Source organism: Acinetobacter sp. YH01007, from assembly GCF_013420425.1.
In the GTDB taxonomy this organism is placed as follows: domain Bacteria; phylum Pseudomonadota; class Gammaproteobacteria; order Pseudomonadales; family Moraxellaceae; genus Acinetobacter; species Acinetobacter towneri.
The window spans coordinates 44242-63172 of the sequence record NZ_VOYC01000005.1 but is presented as its reverse complement, the minus strand read 5'-3'; the positions used below and the strand labels follow the sequence as shown (position 1 = coordinate 63172).

Genomic DNA, 18931 nt, shown 5'->3' with positions numbered 1-18931 from the left:
ACGATGAGTCAGACGAATAGTCCAAATTTACTCGGGCAAATCAGTCAGCAAGAGCTGCAACATTTAATTACCGTATCTACCGGTTTTATTGATGCTTATATTGTTGAATGTCATGGTAAACAACCGATGCTGATACCTCAAAATATTGTGTTGTCAGCGCTGGATAACGCCACTCAAGTTAAAACTGTGGAATGGCACGAATCGCAATTGCCTGTTTATGCAGTCAATGACCCAGAGAAAAAAATGGGCGTGGCACTGGTCATTGAAGGTGATGAAATGGAGCAGCGTTTTGCTTTGATGTGCAATGAAATGCCTAAAACACTGCGCTTGCGTATTTCTGAAGTAGTGGATGATGACCAACAAACCACGACTGATCCTGCGGTATTCCAATATGTCCGTATGGGTGAGCAGGTCTTTCATGTACCAAATTTACAATACATTCAAGAAAACTTGACGGCTTAAACGCAATTTTTCTCCGTTGTAAAATAGAAAAGGAACTCAAAATGGAGTTCCTTTTCTGCTTCATGCAACTAATCTTATAGGGTTTAAGTCAATAACCCTTCCAAAATCTGTTCATAAATTTCTGCTAATGGCTCTAAATCAGCCACATCAACATGCTCGTTAATTTGGTGAATGGTGGCATTGAGTACGCCTAATTCCAACACTTGCGCACCTGTTGGCGCAATAAAGCGACCATCAGATGTACCGCCACTGGTCGATAATTCTGTTTCAACACCTGTGACATTGCGAATGGCTTGACGTGCAGCATTAACCAATTCACCTACAGGGGTTAAAAATGGCAAACCTGAAAGCGTCCACTCGATTTCATAATCCACTTGATGGCGATCTAAAATTTCCAAGACGCGAGCTTTTAGTTCATCTGCAGTCACTTCAGTCGAATAACGGAAGTTAAAGGTCACCGTCATATTGCCAGGGACAACATTGGTCGCGCCTGTTCCTGCTTGAATATTTGAAATTTGAAATGAGGTGGCAGGGAAGTATTCATTGCCATGATCCCACACCGTTTCACAAAGTTCCGAAATCGCTTTAGACGCGGTATGAATCGGGTTAATTGCCAAGTGTGGATAAGCCACATGACCTTGTTTACCCTTTACCGTTAAGACACCATTAAGCGAACCGCGACGCCCATTTTTAATAATATCGCCTAATTTATGGGTACTTGAAGGTTCACCCACCAAACACCAAGTCATTTTTTCATGACGTGCTTCCAACGTTTCTACAACTTTTACGGTGCCGTTAATAGAGGGGCCTTCTTCATCTGAGGTGATTAAAAAGGCAATTGAGCCTTTGTGGTCAGGATGTTTGGCGACAAAGCGTTCAGAGGCAACGACCATGGCTGCCAATGCTGTTTTCATGTCGGCACTGCCACGACCATAAAGTTTGCCATCACGAATTTCAGGTACAAATGGATCGGTATTCCATGCGTCTAAATTGCCTGTCGGTACAACATCTGTATGACCTGCAAAGCAAAAGACAGGTGCTTCTGTACCTTTACGCGCCCAGAGGTTATCTACATCGTCAAAACGCATAGATTCAATCTTAAATCCAATTTTTTCTAAGCGTTCTGCCATGAGGTTTTGACAGTTGTGATCGACAGGAGTGACAGACGGTTGGCGTAAAAGCTGAAGGCTTAAATCCAGAGTAGCAGAAGAGGTCATGAGAGTTTCAGACGTTTATCAAGAGTAAGTGCTAATAATAGGGGAATAATGCAACAAAAGTGAAATTTTAGCGTGAAAAAACCTTGTCCGAGAACAAGGTTTTTTGTGGTTTTTGTGAAGATATTCGTGAAATACTCAGAATTATTTGCGAATTTCTTGTTGGGTTTTTTCAGCAGTGTTACTCACCGCATGACCTGCAGAAGATACGTCTTCGCCCACGCCTTTAATTGTATTACAACCCGTTAAAACAAAGGTTAATAGCAGTGAAGTCACTAGAATTTTTTTCATGATCATCTCCAATATGCTCTAGATAGATTATTTTGATGTGTTTTTTAGCTTAGGAAATAAACAGAATAATAAATAGGCAACTTTTATGGTGCTTACGTAATAAAATGTTGAAACAGTTATTCAGCGTGTTAAAGGGGGATAGCTAATCAGCGGTGCAGCACGATACATATAAAATTGTGAATGTGCCGCCCGATAATACAAGCCATCTCCCCACCATTGATTCGGTAGGCTACTGGCTTGAGCATTTTGACAAATCCATTCATGACGTTGTAGGCGATAAAACCGTTCTGCTTGGGCAGGAATATCACTCCCCCAAAGACCTAAACGACGAGCGCGATTAATCCAGTGTGGCGTAAGTGTTGTAGATGATTGTGCCAAGTGATGTATGGCGAAATACAATTGTCCTTTGAGTACAGCAAAACGGCGTTGAATCGGCACATCCAAGGCTTGCTTAAATTGAAATTGCTTTTGACTAAAATGATTCAGTTTACGCGCCAAAGTATCGGAGCGGTTTAAACCATACCAGTGTGCCAAAGAGCAATCCGCTTCGGCTAAATAGTATTTTAATGCGACTTCCCAATGTTCAACCTGCTGTGTGTCATGGTTGTGCAGTAAAAAATCCAGTTCACCCACAGTTTTAGCGCCATCAATAATTTGAATACTGTGTCCCAATAATTCGAAGGGATGATAATCACGATCACGCAGCCAAAACCACATCAGCATTTCAAAGCGTAAGCCTAAACGGGTGCTTTTCAGTTGATTTAAAAAGTCGTACACTGCTTCTGGATGTGAATCTAAATAGGCTAAACGTGATTGATAAGCGTGATAATGCTGCTGCCAAAAAGTATCTGAATGGAATTCAAAAGCATGTTGAATGGGCAATTGCTCAGGCACAGCACATAAAATATTCGGACTTGCCACACTAAAAGCCAACTGACGGATGAGTGGGGTTTTGTAGGTCAGCCATACTTCGGGCAGAAGTTCGGGTTGATACAACTCAATCATTATGAATCCATGCTGAAAAATGCAGAATTACAACGGAAAATTAAAAAACGCTTTATACTACCGCAATTCGTAGTTTAGGACAGTGGTATGCAAAGCTTGTTATGGCGAAGTTTAGTGGTGATCTTTGTCATCCTTGGCTTTATTGGTGCATTGTTGCCGGGTATGCCTACTACAGTTTTTTTGATTTTAGCAGCTTGGGCATCGTCACGCGGTTGGCCGCAAATGGACAACTGGTTACTGAATCATCCTAAATATGGCAGTACACTCAGAGATTGGCGCGCCAATGGTACTGTACCGCGTAAAGCCAAATGGTTTGCAACGATCATGATGAGTATTAGTGCCGTGATCATGCTGTTCACAACTGCGCCCGTTGCGGTCAAAATTTTTACCAATACCACCATGTTGGTGGTGTGTATTTGGTTGTGGTTACGTCCTGAACCACAGCCGCCCACGAAAGAAGAAGAATAGGGTAGCGCAATGTCTTTTTTATACACACAAGCAGATATTTTGATTGATTTAGCCGAGCAAACTTTATATTTGCCGAAGCATCAGAAACTCTACGTCATCTCGAGTGGTGTGAATGGCATTGGTGAAACTGAAAATAGTGGTAAAACACCACGTGGCTGGCATGAAGTCGCTTTAAAGTTTGGTGAAAATGAACCTGAAAATGCAGTGTTCATTGCACGTCAACCGACAGGGGAAATTTACAATTTAGATTTAGCTGAACAATTTCCTGAACGAGACTGGATTTTGAGCCGCATTTTATGGCTCAGTGGTTTGCAAGAAGGTTTTAATCAAGGCATCGGCTGCGATACTTTTCAGCGTTATATTTATATACATGGCACACCAGACACAGAACCGATGGGCATTCCTGCATCGCATGGCTGTATTCGGATGCGTAACCACGATATTTTAGAATTGTTTGAACTGATTCCAGAAAAAGCCTTGGTTTATATTTCTGAACACAAGCTAGATTTAAATAGCTTAGGGTTGCTTGGTTGATGGTGCGTTGATGGTGCGAGTTAATTGAATAAAGTTGTATCTATCACAACATAAAAAACCAACATATTGAGCAGATAGATTGCAGAGCTAACAAGTTGAAAAGCACATTAATTTTGCTTGAAAACTAAAATAACTTGCAGAATTTGTTTGTTTTTATAGCGGATCACCTATTTTTTAATCACTCAGTCACAAAAAACTGAAAACAAGCCGAAAAGCGTTTGACAGGCGGTAAAGATTCTCTATAATGCACCTCACAAACGATAAAGACGTTAAGGGCGCTTAGCTCAGTTGGTAGAGCGTCTGCCTTACAAGCAGAATGTCGGCGGTTCGATCCCGTCAGCGCCCACCAAGCCTTTACGTTATAGATTCTTACGTGCAGCGGTAGTTCAGTTGGTTAGAATACCGGCCTGTCACGCCGGGGGTCGCGGGTTCGAGCCCCGTCCGCTGCGCCACTTAAGATTCTTTAACCATTGTTTGTACCACAATAGTGACTTTGTGTAAGTGCAGCGGTAGTTCAGTTGGTTAGAATACCGGCCTGTCACGCCGGGGGTCGCGGGTTCGAGCCCCGTCCGCTGCGCCATTTACATAAAATTGCTTTTGAGGGCGCTTAGCTCAGTTGGTAGAGCGTCTGCCTTACAAGCAGAATGTCGGCGGTTCGATCCCGTCAGCGCCCACCAGATTCTTTTGCGATGCAGCGGTAGTTCAGTTGGTTAGAATACCGGCCTGTCACGCCGGGGGTCGCGGGTTCGAGCCCCGTCCGCTGCGCCATTCAAAAGAAAAGTTTAGGTTGCCTGATAGACTTAAACTGAAATGATGCAAAGTTTGACAGTTTTGCAAAATCAGAACAAAATATTGTTTTGATCTTATCAGGGCGCTTAGCTCAGTTGGTAGAGCGTCTGCCTTACAAGCAGAATGTCGGCGGTTCGATCCCGTCAGCGCCCACCATATTTTAGTATTTATGCTTGGCATACATACAAAAAAGACCTTAATTGCTTACGCAATTACCGTTGCAGCGGTAGTTCAGTTGGTTAGAATACCGGCCTGTCACGCCGGGGGTCGCGGGTTCGAGCCCCGTCCGCTGCGCCATTTTTCATTCCCTGATGTGAAAAATGTATTTCAAAGTTCAAGACGACGTTCTTTGCTTGTCTTGCATCATAAAAAATAACGATGTTATTTTTTAATCTTCAGGGCGCTTAGCTCAGTTGGTAGAGCGTCTGCCTTACAAGCAGAATGTCGGCGGTTCGATCCCGTCAGCGCCCACCATATCCTTTCATCCTCATTTATCTTATATTACTTGCGTATTGCAATAAATTCGCCTAAAATTTTTATTTAATAATAATACTAATATCCGTGACTTATGCGAAATCCTTATCAACGTAAAGCTGCATCTAAGCAAGCAACGCAAACTTATAATGCACAAGATATTTACAAGCAATTTATTGAGACCATTGTGTCTCAGGGGCATGTTTTTGCATTGTATGAAGATGGCTGGGCGCTCTGTGCCACGCCTACAGGGCAACGTGCTTTTGCAATGTGGCAAAATAAAAGTCTGGCAAAACTGTTAATTAAAGACAATTGGGCCAATTATCAAGTCGAAGAAATTTCACTGAAAGATTTTATTGAAAAAGTGATTCCATTTTTACGTCAGGAAGCCACCAATATTTCGATGAATCTAAGCCCAGAAGGGCAGAATGTATTGGTTGCCCCTGAAAAGTTATTGCTTGATCTAAAAAATTATTTGTATCAGGTGTATATGCAAAAACCTGAATTTTTTAAAGATATGCAAATTCCTTTACCACGCTCGATACGTTTGAATTAAGCGATCTGCTTGCTAGATTTTATTTTTAATACTCATTCAGCAGCCAACCACTGATATAAGCAAAATACTCGCGTAACCATGCGTTATAGCGGGTATAGAGTGGTGTCGTTGCACTGAGCATGCTGAACTGTGTGTATCCTTGTCGTTTGGCAATGGCTGCTGCACGTGGTGTGTGAAAGTCGCTGGTGACAATTATAATCGGTTGGGTTTTATCTGTGCCTAATGTATGCAGCAAGGGCTGACTGTTTTTCAAATTAAATGCCGTACTGGTGCTTTGGGTTTCCAAGATAATGTGTGATGCTGCAATTGCATAACGTTGTTGCAAATAATTAGACATCACCTGTGCTTCAGTGAGTTGTTCCGCAAATGCAGGGCCACCACTAACAATGAAATAACTTTGAGGATGCTCCAAGGCATACGCGGCTGCTGTATCCAGTCGTTTGGCGAGCGTGGGCGATGGTTGTCCATTTTCAATGCCACTGCCGAGTACAATCACCACTTTAGCATTGTTGGTTACAGTATTTTGCTGCTGTGTACTGAAATGAATATAAGTAAAAAAGATCAGCAGGCTGATGCACCACAGCCAAAATACGCCCCAACCGAATTTCCACAGCCAATCTAAGCGTGTATGTTGTTTTAAGTAGCTTTGAATCCAAGTATAGAAAATGGCATAACACAGCAGCATCATGCCTATTAAAACAGGTAAAACGGTGCCGAAATGAATTTTCTTTAAGCTGATGAGATAGGCACCATCCAATACTAAAATTAATCCAATTAGGCTACTCAATATTCTTTTAAATAGACTAAATTGTGTTTGTACGTGACTTGCTTGCATGCCTTGCATAATTTTATTGTACTGTGATGCTGTACAAACAGTATAGCCGAAGCTGCTGAAAAATTTTGCCTCAACTGAATTATGTTTCGGCTGAGGCTATGGATAAAACTTGGGTGAATTGCCAAGTTTTAGCTATAGAGCTACAGCGCAAGCCATTTAAAAAGTGTCAACAAATCCTAATACACATCTCGGCGATAACGTCCTTGCTGACGTAATTGTTCCAGTTGAGTCTCACCCAAAATATCTTTTAAGGCTTGGTCGACATCACTGGCCATGCCTTGAATGCTACCGCAGACATAAATCACGGCATTTTGTTCAATCCAGCGTTTTAATTCTTCAGCCTGTTCGCGTAACTTATGGTGTACATAGACTTTTTCGGCTTGATCACGGGAAAAGGCCAAATCAAGGCGTTGTAGCATACCTGTGCTTTGCCAAGCCTCGATGGTGTGCTGATAAAAGTAATCGTGCGCTTGCTGACGTTCACCAAAAAACAACCAGTTTTGGGTGTAATTCAGGCGGGTACGTGCATGCAATAAGCTCATTAATCCTGCAAGCCCTGTACCGTTGCCAATACAAATAATTGGGCGGTCATCATCAATTAAATGGAAAGATGGATTATTGCGAATGCGTAATGCGATATTTTGCCCAAGTGCAGCATGTGCAGTTAACCAACCTGAACCTAAGCCAAGCTCGCCTTGAGCATCGAATTTTTGACGCACCACAAGTCTTAAAACCTGTTGTGAAGGAATACTGGCAATTGAATATTCACGACTAGGCAAGGGTGAAAGTTGTGCCAATAATTCATCCGCAGTTTTAAATGTCTGAATTGGCGCGGTGAGGTCTTTATCTGCCAAAGCCTGTACTAAGGTTTGCTGACCATCAGCAAGAATTGTATTGGCATCGAGTTGATGCTGTTTTAAAAAGGCGTGAATCCGTGCAGTGCTGTTTTCAGGCTGAATTTCTGCAATATCACCTGCAGACCAATGCACATCATGTTGTGCTAACAGTTCAATATTGAAGGCGGGTGCGCCTAAACTGTTGGGATTTAGCAAGTCACGTTGCTGTAAGGTCCATGTATCAAAAGTTTTTTCGATATGCATACTTGGTAAGTCAAGTTGTGTGACCTGTACCAAAGCCTGATTCCAACGCTGTATGTCTGCAGGATTGGCATTATTTACTTCAATGGTATTGAACAAGGCATGTGCTTGATTACGTTGCAGCCATGCAGCAATCGTATGTCCAAAACGGCAGTAATGATCTGCATATTCACGTGAACCTAAAGCCAGTACTGCATAACGCAAATGACTCAGGTCACAGGTTTGCGGTAGGATTTTTTTCACAAAACTTGATGTCAAATCGGGTGCATCACCTGTGCCATAGGTGCTGGCAATACATAACAGTTGGGTGGTGTTTTTAAGGTCTTCAAGGCTGAGATGTTGCAGAGCTTTGACTATGACAGGTTGATGTGCCTCTTGCAGACTAGTTGCAGTACGCCATGCCAATTGTTCGGCAGTACCTGTTTGGCTGGCATAGACGATGAGCCAGTGTTCAGCATTTGGGTCGATCTGAAATTGAGTGTGGATTTGACGTGCAGCAAGAGTCAAACGCTTTTGTTTACGACGTTTTAAATACAACATCCAGCCTGTGATGAAAAATAGTGGCATCATCAAGGCAGAAAGCATTGCCAAAAATTGATAAACAGGCCCAAAGAAACTACCGCGATGCACAGGCAGCATACTGCTCATGATTTTTTCATTAAGCCGTTTGTCTACATATAATTCAAGTTGAGTAATACGTGCTTGTTGATAATCAAAAGTTGCCCTATTGCGGGCACGTTCATGTTGTGGAATGGCATCGACAAAGTTGATTTCAATTTCACTATTGGCATGTTTAGGCACATTAAAAGTGATGCTGGAATAATCCTGTCCCAATTGCTGCGGGAAATGCTGCCATGCCTGAGTCAATGCAAGATTGATTTGTGCCTGATCCAGTGTATTTTGTTTGGCTGGTTTTGTGGTATTTGGGCGATGTTCCGCAGTCTGCATTTGCGCAGCTTGATGGAGTGCTTGAGCATTTGAATTTACAGGTTTGTTGCGTCCATCTGCTTGCAATTGCGCTTGTGGTCTTTCCACACCCATGACTTTAAACATGCCATTGCGCCACCACTCATACGACCAATACAGTCCTGTGCATGCCAAAACTAGATAGAAAATCACGACCCACGTGCCCACTACGGCATGTAAGTCCCAAATAAAATTACGTCCTTTTAATTGAGGTTTGAGCGCAAACCATTGTTTAAATGAATGGCGTTTCGGCCAGCGTAGGTAAATGCCACTTAACACAAAGAACAACAACATGAGGGTACATGCGGCTGTAATTTGTTTACCAATAGGCCCTACGGTTAAGTTGCGGTGTAATTGCTGAATAAACTGGAAAAATTCACGTCCCCGAATTTCAGGCAACACTGCTGCCGAGTAAGGATTAATCAGGATATTTTGTCCACGTTTTGCACCTTCTTTCGCAATATTGATGGTTGAAGATGCAGCTGGGTCTTTTGCAACGGTGATGCTATTAATTTTATAGTCAGGTTGGGTACGCTGAAAATGTTGATAAATTTCTGCAGGGCTTAGTTTGGCTTTCTGCTCAACTTGTACCTGATAACTGTTCGGATTCATCCATTTTAGAATTTCTTGTTCGTAGGAATAAATCGCACCTGTCACGCCCATGAGTGACAAGATCAGTCCTGCAGTAATACCAAGGAACCAGTGAATTTGGAAAAAGGCTTTCTTCAGCATAAGCGTTGGTTGTTGAGTATGAATTGTGATGCAGAATAATGCAGAGATGAAGTTAATGCAAATGCTATTTATTCTCATTATCGTTCATTGTTTTAATTTTAAGCAAAAAAAACCTCCATCACAGGGGATAGAGGTTTATTTTTAAATAGGGATATTTAGATTTGCTTGGCTTCGCCTGCAGCTTCAGTCAAATGCTTGCGAATGGTGTTGAACGAAAAGTTCTTGCTGTCCATACGCTTAGGCAGAATATAAGCACCTTGCTGACCTTTTACTTTGAAGTTCATCAAGATAAACTCAGGGGTATTGTACCATTCATACACATCTTTCCAGCCAATTGCACCCACGCCTTCTTGAGCGCCCATTTGCTGACGCATCACGATACCGTGCGGCTGTACGCCTAAACGAATCCCTTTAATTTCTTGAACAGGAAATTCATTCATTTTTCGCTTAACGTACCATTCCAAGCCGTATTTACGCACGAGCAGGTAGAGCACCACACAGACAATGGCAACCCAGCAGAAAATTGTCGAATAATTTTTTAATAGCAGAATGCCTAAAATGGAAAGGGCAACAATCACACCCATAATAATCCATGCTTTCATGCCAATTTTATTGGTACTGCGCCAAATTACCAGTTGTGCGTGACGTTGTTCTTCTTCAGAAACTTCGTAGATCACAGGCTGTAGGGTATAGGCGTATAAACTTTTCGCGGTCATAGTGAAACTAACAAATTTAAAACTATAAAAAGTTTAGCATTAATTGCTGTCATGCAGTGAGTATATTGTCGCAAAATCATGCTAAGGTCGGTGAATACTTGTGCAGCTTAGGGCGAATAAGTAGGCACTGACCGTTTGCAGGATTGTTTATAAAGACGCCAGTTCAGTTGCGTCCTGATCATGTTCGTGGCTTAAACTTTGTTTTAAGCGACTTAATTGTTGCAAGATACTCATCATCAAAGATAATTGCTGCAAAATAATTAATGATTTTTGATCTTCTTCTTTGTTTTGGCTTAAACGCTGACGAATGGTTTGCAACATGTTGTGTGCACTTAAATCTGGCGTTTCATCTTTCAGTAAAGCACCTTGAATATCGTCCATTGCTTGATCGAGCAGTTGCAAGACTTCCTGATCGTCAATTTTGTCACGATGCGCACCAAGTGCAGCAATATAGCTAATAAAGGTGTGATTTAGACACAAGAACTCAAAGGCTTGAGCTTTTTGATTGGGGTCAAAATCAGGTTCGGTGGCGAGTGTTGAAATCAGTGAAGCAACTTCTGCATCGGTATTATGAGCAGCACGGCGCACGACACGATAATTCAAACCGTTGTTGCGTCCATTTTTATATTGTTCAATCACTTCTGCCAAATAGCCACATTGCGCGGTGAGTGAGCGGCGAATCGTGCGTGATAAACGACGGAATTTCCAATCGGGGAAGATAAAACTCACGCCAAACCATGCTAGCGCACAACCAATTAAGGTATCGACCATACGTGGCACAGCTGCGGCATAGCCCAAACCTTCTAGGTTAAAATTCATCAGCGCCAAAATGGTCATAAAGGCAGTGGCTTGTGCATATTGTTTACTGCGCAATTCAAAGAACAACATGCCACTAATCACTAAAACCAGTAATTGCCCTTCAACGGACGGTACAAAATATAAAATGGTGTAGCCGACTACAATCCCTGCTAACGTCCCAATAATACGCAAACGTAAACGCCGTTTGGTGGTGTTAAAGTTAGGCTGCATCACAAACAGGGCGGTCAGTAAAATCCAGTAGCCATATTGAATGTTGGTGACTTGCACAAAAATATAGCCAATCAACAGCACAATCGACAAACGAATGGCGTGGCGGAACAAAACCGATTCGGGGGTTAAATGCTGCTTAATCCGAATGACAATATCATCCCAACTTTTTAAGTCATCATCTTTCAGTTGCTGTTCAATATGTTTGGATTTATCCAGTTTAATATTACGTTCGGTTTCAAGGTTACGCAGTTGAGCATCAATTGATTTCAGGTTTTGGTATAAGGCAAACAGTGCATTAATCCAGACTTGGTCATATTGCTGTTCACTGCGCAGTTTTTCTAAAGACTGTTTAAGATTTTCAAAAGCATGTTTAAAACGCTTGTTATGCACATAAGGTTTACGATGCAAAATGCTTTCGCTTAAATCTTTACAGGCTTTGCCTTGAATCGACAAAATACGCTGGAAGCGAAATAAAATATCGCTGTGCTGAAATATTTTCGCCAGTTTTTGATAATCAATATGTGCAGAGTCGGCACGTTCGTGAATGTCTTGTGCGACAAAATAATATTGTAAGCTGCGTCGGGTATCTTTTTGCCCACGGTCGCCTTTTAAACGGGTCAGTAAAGCGGTTTTTAAGTCGTTAAAAATCGCAATTAATTTGCCATTTTCAAGTGATAAATCAATGATACTTTGTTGATAACTCGGTGCAGTCATATCCACATCAAATAGATTTGATTTGGCAAATAAAAAATCACCCAAAGAAGAATAACTGAGTGAAAGTTTGTCTTGTAAGGCACGAACAGGGAACAGTAAAAAGCTGATGGTCGAAATTAAGCCGTACCAAATTGCGCCCGAAACCAAAAGCAGCGGCTGCATGTACCAGTCATCAAATAGGTTGACGCCAAGCATGGAATAGACCGACACCACCAAACAGCCATAAGAAATGGTGGCATAACGTCGTCCGAGCGAACCGAGCAAAATTAAGACAATACACGACAGGATTAAGCCTGTAGCAAATAAAATAGGATGCGGAAATAAAAACTGAATTGATGTGGCGGTAACAAAGAAACCAATATAGGTATAGAGCTGATTGACAATACGCACCGAAAAACGGTCATCAATATCACTCAAACCTGCGGCAAGCACACCTAAAGTTAAAGGAATAGTGGCAAGCTGCATCCCCATAAAATAGGGAACAAAAGCAGTTCCCGCAAATGCAATGAGCATGCGGATGTTATACATAAATGTGGTGTTATAGGTCGCTTGTTTGAGCTTTATCAGCCAAGGTTTCAACATCATTCCTTTAAGTAAACTTTTCTGTCTAAACAGAGATTTATGCTGCAAGATGAAGGTTTGCGTACATTGTAACTGTAGATGAGATGTCTAGAGTACCTAATATGTGAAAATTCATCTTTGATCACAACAAATCATACTATGGAGCGTGTAAGCTTGTCTGTACATCTGTCATTTCATCATAAAATATGAGCATATCGAAAACGCTGCCAAGTTCAAGCAGTACGCCACCATCTGCGCAACAACCCAACATGCGGCAATATTCGACTGCGTGGATTTTATTGTTGGCGTTATTGACTTCGCTTGGGCCTTTATCGATTGATATGTATTTGCCTGCCTTGCCCGTTATGGCAAGCGAGTTTGGCGTATCGACCCAAATGGTCGCAAACAGTTTGCCTGCCTACTTTTTAGGTTTGGCATTGGGTCAACTGATTTACGGGCCGCTGAGTGATCGGATTGGACGTAAGCCGCCTTTATATTTTGGCTTGGCACTATTTTCACTCGCCAGTATGTTGTGCGTGTTTGCACAAAATGAATGGGGACTGATTGCTGCACGTATTTTGCAGGCTTTGGGTGGTTGTGTAGGTGTGGTAATTGCACGAGCAGCTATTCGTGATCGCTTAGATTTGCAAACATCCGCTCAAGCTTTTTCGAGCATGATGATTGTGATGACCATTGCGCCCATTATTGCACCTACGCTGGGTGCATGGGTACTTAGATGGATGAATTGGCAAGCTATTTTTGTAGTGCTGACCTGCGTTGGAATTATTTGCTGTTTATGTGTGCACTTCTTTTTTAAAGAAACTTTGGCGAAAGAACGTCGTTTAAATTTGAACTTTCAGCAAGTACTGACCTTATATTTTGCCATTTTAAAAGATCGTGATTTTCGTTTTCCAATGTTGGCAGGCTGTCTGACTGGTGGGGCATTGTTTTGCTATATCAGCGGTTCAAGTGCAGTCATGATGGATCAATATGGCTTGAGTGAAACAGCTTTTGCTTATGTGTTTGGTGCCAATGCGATTGGTATTATGCTGTTTTCGACCCTGAATAAAAAAATCAGTGGCAAATTGGGTGTGTTACAACGCTTAAAATTGGGCAGCATGATTCAACTGAGTGGTGCGGTCATTCTACTGCTTGCAGGTAGTTTGGGGTATGCACCTTTGGCATTGGTGATGGTCGGTTTATTTCTTGCCGTGTCTGGGATTGGTTTTACAGGCCCGAATGCCATGGCACTAGCTATGGCAAAACAAGGCGCACGTGCAGGAACAGCCAGTGCGGTCATGGGCAGTGTGCAATTCTTTTGTGGCTTGATTGGTGGAGTGTTACTCAACTTTTTAACAGGCAGTGCTTTGCTGAATATGGCTGTATTAATGCTGCTATTTATTGGGTTTGGGATGTTTGCCGTTTTTCATATTTTGCAACCTCAATCAGATTGAGTTGGGGTCAATACTTTTTCAAATGGTGATTTTTTTCGAAAAAATCGGGCTTTTAGACAGAACTGAAATATATACAATAGTCTAATGGTGGTGTAAATACTTGAATAATCCACCTATTTAAAGTATTGAATTTTATATGGTTTAATTGTTTAAATCTATAATTATGATTAATTATGATTTCTTATTCGGGAAAACTGATTTTAATAAACGTCATAACTTGATAGATTGAAGCCTGTAATAAATGACACAAATTGTAATATTTTAAATATTTGGGTGTCTTGGACTATTTGGCAAAAGTGTTTTGATTTTTAAGCCATTTTTATAATTCGATGTGAAATCGATAGATGACGAACAAAATCATCATGCACGGATGCAGCGTTGTTTTATTTTGGAGAAATGAATGAGTCAATTACTCAACGGTCAGTTTATGATCAAAGGTTTAGCTATTGCTGTTACAACTTTAATGGTAGGTACTGCACACGCAGCAAAAACTGAGCAACAACAAATTCAAGAACTTCGTCAAGAAGTTGAAGCGTTAAAATCATTAATTCAGCAACAACAGCAAGTACAACAACAGCAGCAAACTCAAATTGCCCAAGTACAACAGGCGAAGCCTGCTGCACCTGTAAGTGCATTAAGCAGTTTAAAGTCTAAATCTGGTGCAGATGTTTCTATTTATGGTTCGATCCGTGGTGATGCAAACTATATTATTAAAGGTGCGGATAATGACTTTAACTCAGCACATACAAGTAAAGAAGAAGCAAGTGACAAATTACGTGCTACCGCAAAAGTCACCCGCTTAGGTTTAGACTTTAATACACCTGTTGGTGACAACAAAGTAGGCGGTAAAGTTGAGGTTGACTTTGCAAGCGGATCTGACAACTTGCGTATCCGTCATGCTTATTTGACTTTAAATAACTGGTTATTTGGTCAAACGACTTCAAGCTTTGCTTCAGTACATGCGCCAGAAATGATTGACTTTAGTACGAACATTGGTGGATCAGGTGGTACTGCACGTGTGCCACAAATACGTTATAGCCAAAAATTAGCGCCTGCAACAGAATTATTTGTTTCGGCTGAAGAAGGGAATAGTTCAGCTACAGATAGTGATGTAACTTATCGTGCCCCGGTGTTAACAGCAAAAGTGACTCAAGGTTTTGCTGATGGTAAAGGTTTAGCTTCTGCACGTGCATTGGTTGAACATTACAAATCAGAAGCGGCAAATGATGATAAAACTGGTTGGGGTGCTGCTGTAGGTACGAATTATCAAGTTGCAGAACCTTTAAAAGTATCTGCAGACGTATCATATGTAAAAGGTAACAGCAATTACTTATATGGTAATAACACAGCATTTGTAGTTGATGGTAATAGCATTGAGCAAAATGAAACGATTGGTGTACAAGTGGGTGCAACCTATAATTTCTCACCACAACTACGTTCAACTTTAGCCTACGGTGCTTTATTTGCCGATGATGGTACAGACTATGCGCGTATAAATGATGATGCTAATGAGAAAGTACAACAAGCGTGGATTAACTTTATCTATTCACCTGTAAAACCAGTCGATTTAGGTATTGAATATATCAATGGTGAGCGTGAAACTTTCAAAGGTCAAAAATTCAGTGATGACCGTGTAGGCTTTATGGCACGTTATAGCTTCTAAGTCACTCCTTTTGAGTACAATCCAAAACAGAGCTTAATTTTAAGCTCTGTTTTTTTATTTTGAAAATTTATGTTATTCACTCAATAACTTAAATTTTATTCACTTTTATAAAATGCTTTAACTTTCACTTATAGCTGAAAACAATCATTAAAATTTTTAGAAAAAACCGCAGAAAATAGCAGCTTTTTGTCAAAAAAAATGCATAATGATCGACCTTTAATCTTGCTGTTTTTTATCAAGTGGTTGAATATCTTTATCGGAAGGTATTTATCCACCTCAGATATTTTGGAGCTTATATGAGATTACCTCTCAGTGTTAAGCCGATTCAGTTGTTTGCACTCGAAGTCACCCCGAAAGTGAAAATACTGTCTTTTGTCTTTCTTTTCTTCTGTTCTAGGCAAACGCAGATGATAACGCTTGAGTGAAACCAAAGGATGGGTTGGCTGAGCGAAATGCATACCTCTTAAACTTCGGTCAAATACGATACTGTTTACATACTTTGTATTGCGGCATTTTTTAGTTGATTTAGAGTCATAGTGATGCAAATGCTTTGGTTTGCATAGACAGCTCTTCATCATATTAAAAACAATCTGCAATCACTATATGGATATTGCCATGGAATTTACTTTTAATGCGTTTTATACGCTGATTGCTGCGGTCATCGTCCTGCTCTTAGGGCGACTTTTAGTCAATAAAATTGATTTTTTAAAACGCTATAATATTCCTGAACCTGTTGCAGGTGGTTTGGTTGCCGCTATTGTTTCATTGTTGGTGAATCAATTTTGGGGTTATAGCATTACCACCAGTAGCGCATTGCAAACTAGCTTTATGCTTATTTTCTTCGCCTCGATTGGTTTAAGCGCGAACTTCACAAAATTGCGTCAGGGCGGAATCGGTTTAATTATTTTCTTGATTGCAATTTCCACATTTATTGTGTTGCAAAACATTGTCGGCATTAGTCTTGCAACATTGTTAGGTATTGATCCACTAATTGGTTTAATTGCAGGATCGATTACTTTAACTGGCGGTCATGGTACAGCAGGTGCGTGGGGTGAAATTTTAGAAACCCAATATGGTATTCAAGGTGCTTTGGCACTGGGCATGGCAAGTGCGACCTTTGGTTTAATTATTGGTGGTTTAATTGGTGGTCCACTGGCTAAAACTTTAATCAACCGTCATCAATTGGCTATACCACGTACCGACGAACAAAATGAAAAACGCGATAATACACCTGCGGATCAAGATTCCAATGAGTTTATTCCATTTGAATATCCGCATCAGGTGCGTTTAATTACAGCAGATAATGCCATTACTACTTTAGGTTTATTTGCAGCGTGTTTGGCATTTGCCGAATTTATGACAGGCGCTGCCAAAGGCACGATGTTTGAATTACCAACTTTCGTTTGGGCATTGGCGGGCGGTGTGGTTCTGCGTAATGTCTTAGAAAGTATTTTTAAAGTTAATATTTTTGACCGTGCGATTGATGTGTTTGGGAATGCATCTTTATCGTTATATTTGGCGATGGCGTTGTTGTCACTCAAACTATGGCAATTGGCCGATTTGGCAGGTCCGTTGATGGTGATTTTAGGTGCGCAAGCACTCACAATGGCGTTATATGCAGCTTTTGTGACCTTCCGTCTTATGGGGAAAAACTACGATGCAGCCGTGTTGGCAGCAGGACACTGTGGTTTTGGGATGGGGGCAACGCCAACAGCAGTCGCCAATATGCAGGCCATTACCAATATGTATGGTCCATCTTATAAAGCGTTCTTGATTGTGCCGCTGTGTGGTGCATTCTTTGTCGATTTAATTAACGTTGCGGTGATTCAATCTATTCTAAAATTCTTTGGTGGCTAAGCTCCAAAGCATTCAGGCTTGATTCAGTCATCCACAAAAAATGCCAGTTCAATTGAACTGGCATTTTTATTTGATCTGTAGCATTTTTCATTTAAGCCATGAAATGCAAGAATGCTGTATAGACCAGGAAACTATTAATTAGACTGAGCCAAACAGGTAGTTTGGATTTTAATAATCCAATCACCAAAACAATAAACAGCAGATCAGCAATACTCAAAATATGACGCTGTGCCATTTCGAGCACCATATACAGCAGCAAACCGACTACCGCTGCATTAATCCCTGTAACCGCATGACGAATATAGGCTTGCTGCATTAACCAAGACCAATAAGGCAAAGTCGAAAATACCAAAAAGAAAGATGGCAGAAAAATAGCCAATGTAGCTAAAGTCGCATTCAGCAGCGTTGATTCTGTCATTGGAATCAAACTGCCCAAATATGTTGCAAAGCTGAACAGTGGGCCAGGCACCAATTGCGCCATGGCATAACCCAAATCGAACTGTTCTGCACTGACTAAGCCTGTGCTAACAAAATCTTGATGCAATAAAGGCAAAATGACATGCCCACCGCCAAAGACCAAAGATGCGGCTTGATAGAAACTTAAATTGGCTGCATAGAGTAATTGAGGTTGCAGCCAGTTTAGACCTGACAGCACAATAAAGGGTGCAACAAAAAGTACTGCCCAAAATACAGCATAACGACGATGTTTGAGTAAATGTGCCGCAGTAAAATGCGTATCTGTCGCCGTTGTATTGGTGGATGATTGTGCAGCAGTTGGTGCTGCGCGTTTCGCCATCCAAATGCCAAAACAAGCTGCAATCAGAATCACTAAAACTTGATTGAAGCTCAAGGGCATCAGATAAATAAATAGGGCAGAAGCAAACATTAAGGCATATTGCCAAACCGTTTTACAAAAACTACGCAACATTTGCCAAAATGCCCAAGCCACCACGGCCAATACGATCAGTTGAATACTGTGAAAGCTATTTGACGACAGTACATCTAAATATTGATGTCCCAAAACTGCAACCAAAGCCATAAACAACGCTGAAGGTAGGGTGAAACCCAACCAAGCTAGGACTGCACCCCAATAGCCTTTTTGCAAATAACCAATCGCTAACCCCACCTGACTACTAGTTGGGCCAGGTAAGAGTTGTGCAAGTGCGACAATTTGTGAATACTGGGATTCATCTAGCCATTTCAGTTGTTGCACAAAACGCTGATGGAAAAACACCAAATGCGCTGCAGGCCCACCAAAAGACAGACAACCTAATTGCAGAAAAATCCAGAATAATAAGGAATAAGAAGGTGGTTGCATATTATTTTAGATAGATTCAAATTGTGCGCCACTGTAGTGGCTAGACGTGACAGTTTAACGAATTACTACAAGGATCGGTTAAAATAATAGATAGACTATGGGCGCTCATGCAAGGTAAAAACAGAGAGCATAACTGTTGACGTTAAGAGGGTTGCTGTATCAAGTAGGCTGATCAACCTTGACACGATTGATGGTG

General features: G+C 41.3%; 15 protein-coding genes and 8 tRNA genes. 15 read left to right on the top strand and 8 right to left on the bottom strand.

Annotation, left to right across the window (positions count from 1 at the left end; genetic code table 11):
- Positions 1–3 precede the first annotated feature (3 nt).
- Complete coding sequence (locus tag FTT74_RS03685; protein WP_167846162.1) at positions 4–462, top strand: hypothetical protein; 459 nt, start codon at positions 4–6, stop codon at positions 460–462.
- A gap of 83 nt (positions 463–545) precedes the next feature.
- On the opposite strand, the gene dapE is transcribed toward FTT74_RS03685, so the two are convergent.
- The 3 genes from dapE to FTT74_RS03670 form a co-directional block, all read right to left on the bottom strand.
- Positions 546–1679, bottom strand: coding sequence for a succinyl-diaminopimelate desuccinylase (dapE, locus tag FTT74_RS03680; RefSeq protein WP_179988577.1), 1134 nt, complete (start codon positions 1677–1679; stop codon positions 546–548).
- Between the two features lie 141 nt (positions 1680–1820).
- Positions 1821–1967: an entericidin A/B family lipoprotein gene (locus tag FTT74_RS03675; RefSeq protein ID WP_004968261.1), complete on the bottom strand. Its 147-nt coding sequence runs from the start codon at positions 1965–1967 to the stop codon at positions 1821–1823.
- Positions 1968–2087: 120 nt separating this feature from the next.
- Positions 2088–2972, bottom strand: coding sequence for a DUF1853 family protein (locus FTT74_RS03670; protein ID WP_179988576.1), 885 nt, complete (start codon positions 2970–2972; stop codon positions 2088–2090).
- A gap of 87 nt (positions 2973–3059) precedes the next feature.
- Here FTT74_RS03670 and FTT74_RS03665 point away from each other — a divergent pair, with 87 nt between their 5' ends.
- From FTT74_RS03665 to FTT74_RS03615, 11 genes are all read left to right on the top strand, one after another.
- The gene (locus FTT74_RS03665) at positions 3060–3440 is read left to right on the top strand and encodes a YbaN family protein (protein WP_004968265.1); all 381 of its coding nucleotides are present in this window, start codon (positions 3060–3062) and stop codon (positions 3438–3440) included.
- Between the two features lie 9 nt (positions 3441–3449).
- The gene (gene elsL, locus FTT74_RS03660) at positions 3450–3974 is read left to right on the top strand and encodes a cell wall-recycling L,D-carboxypeptidase ElsL (protein ID WP_131261501.1); all 525 of its coding nucleotides are present in this window, start codon (positions 3450–3452) and stop codon (positions 3972–3974) included.
- A 273-nt stretch (positions 3975–4247) separates the two neighbouring features.
- Positions 4248–4323, top strand: a tRNA-Val gene (locus FTT74_RS03655).
- Between the two features lie 26 nt (positions 4324–4349).
- Positions 4350–4426: transfer RNA gene (locus tag FTT74_RS03650), tRNA-Asp, on the top strand.
- Positions 4427–4477: 51 nt separating this feature from the next.
- Positions 4478–4554: transfer RNA gene (locus FTT74_RS03645), tRNA-Asp, on the top strand.
- 21 nt (positions 4555–4575) lie between these two features.
- Positions 4576–4651: transfer RNA gene (locus FTT74_RS03640), tRNA-Val, on the top strand.
- Between the two features lie 14 nt (positions 4652–4665).
- A tRNA-Asp gene (locus FTT74_RS03635) sits at positions 4666–4742 on the top strand.
- A 101-nt stretch (positions 4743–4843) separates the two neighbouring features.
- A tRNA-Val gene (locus FTT74_RS03630) sits at positions 4844–4919 on the top strand.
- A 64-nt stretch (positions 4920–4983) separates the two neighbouring features.
- Positions 4984–5060 (top strand) — tRNA-Asp (locus tag FTT74_RS03625).
- Positions 5061–5161: 101 nt separating this feature from the next.
- Positions 5162–5237: transfer RNA gene (locus tag FTT74_RS03620), tRNA-Val, on the top strand.
- Positions 5238–5331: 94 nt separating this feature from the next.
- On the top strand, positions 5332–5793 hold the full coding sequence (locus tag FTT74_RS03615; RefSeq protein WP_004977378.1) for a DUF2750 domain-containing protein: 462 nt from the start codon (positions 5332–5334) through the stop codon (positions 5791–5793).
- Between the two features lie 25 nt (positions 5794–5818).
- Here FTT74_RS03615 and FTT74_RS03610 read toward each other — a convergent pair whose 3' ends face one another.
- From FTT74_RS03610 to yccS, 4 genes are all read right to left on the bottom strand, one after another.
- The gene (locus FTT74_RS03610) at positions 5819–6637 is read right to left on the bottom strand and encodes a YdcF family protein (protein ID WP_154320468.1); all 819 of its coding nucleotides are present in this window, start codon (positions 6635–6637) and stop codon (positions 5819–5821) included.
- A gap of 167 nt (positions 6638–6804) precedes the next feature.
- On the bottom strand, positions 6805–9423 hold the full coding sequence (locus FTT74_RS03605; RefSeq protein ID WP_179988575.1) for a sulfite reductase flavoprotein subunit alpha: 2619 nt from the start codon (positions 9421–9423) through the stop codon (positions 6805–6807).
- A 155-nt stretch (positions 9424–9578) separates the two neighbouring features.
- Positions 9579–10139 (bottom strand): YcxB family protein, encoded by a 561-nt coding sequence (locus tag FTT74_RS03600; RefSeq protein WP_004977388.1) that lies wholly within the window; start codon positions 10137–10139, stop codon positions 9579–9581.
- A gap of 147 nt (positions 10140–10286) precedes the next feature.
- Entirely contained in the window at positions 10287–12461 is a 2175-nt protein-coding gene (gene yccS, locus FTT74_RS03595; RefSeq protein ID WP_131261543.1) for a YccS family putative transporter, read from the bottom strand.
- Positions 12462–12712: 251 nt separating this feature from the next.
- On the opposite strand from yccS, the gene FTT74_RS03590 reads away from it, so the two are divergent.
- From FTT74_RS03590 to gltS, 3 genes are all read left to right on the top strand, one after another.
- Positions 12713–13897, top strand: a complete 1185-nt coding sequence (locus FTT74_RS03590) for a multidrug effflux MFS transporter (RefSeq protein ID WP_131261542.1) — start codon at positions 12713–12715, stop codon at positions 13895–13897.
- A 400-nt stretch (positions 13898–14297) separates the two neighbouring features.
- Positions 14298–15560, top strand: a complete 1263-nt coding sequence (locus tag FTT74_RS03585; RefSeq protein WP_179988574.1) for a DcaP family trimeric outer membrane transporter — start codon at positions 14298–14300, stop codon at positions 15558–15560.
- Positions 15561–16175: 615 nt separating this feature from the next.
- Complete coding sequence (gene gltS / locus FTT74_RS03580; protein ID WP_179988573.1) at positions 16176–17417, top strand: sodium/glutamate symporter; 1242 nt, start codon at positions 16176–16178, stop codon at positions 17415–17417.
- Positions 17418–17508: 91 nt separating this feature from the next.
- Here the strand turns inward: gltS and chrA are convergent, their stop codons facing one another.
- The gene (gene chrA, locus FTT74_RS03575; RefSeq protein WP_179988572.1) at positions 17509–18735 is read right to left on the bottom strand and encodes a chromate efflux transporter; all 1227 of its coding nucleotides are present in this window, start codon (positions 18733–18735) and stop codon (positions 17509–17511) included.
- Positions 18736–18931: the final 196 nt, after the last annotated feature.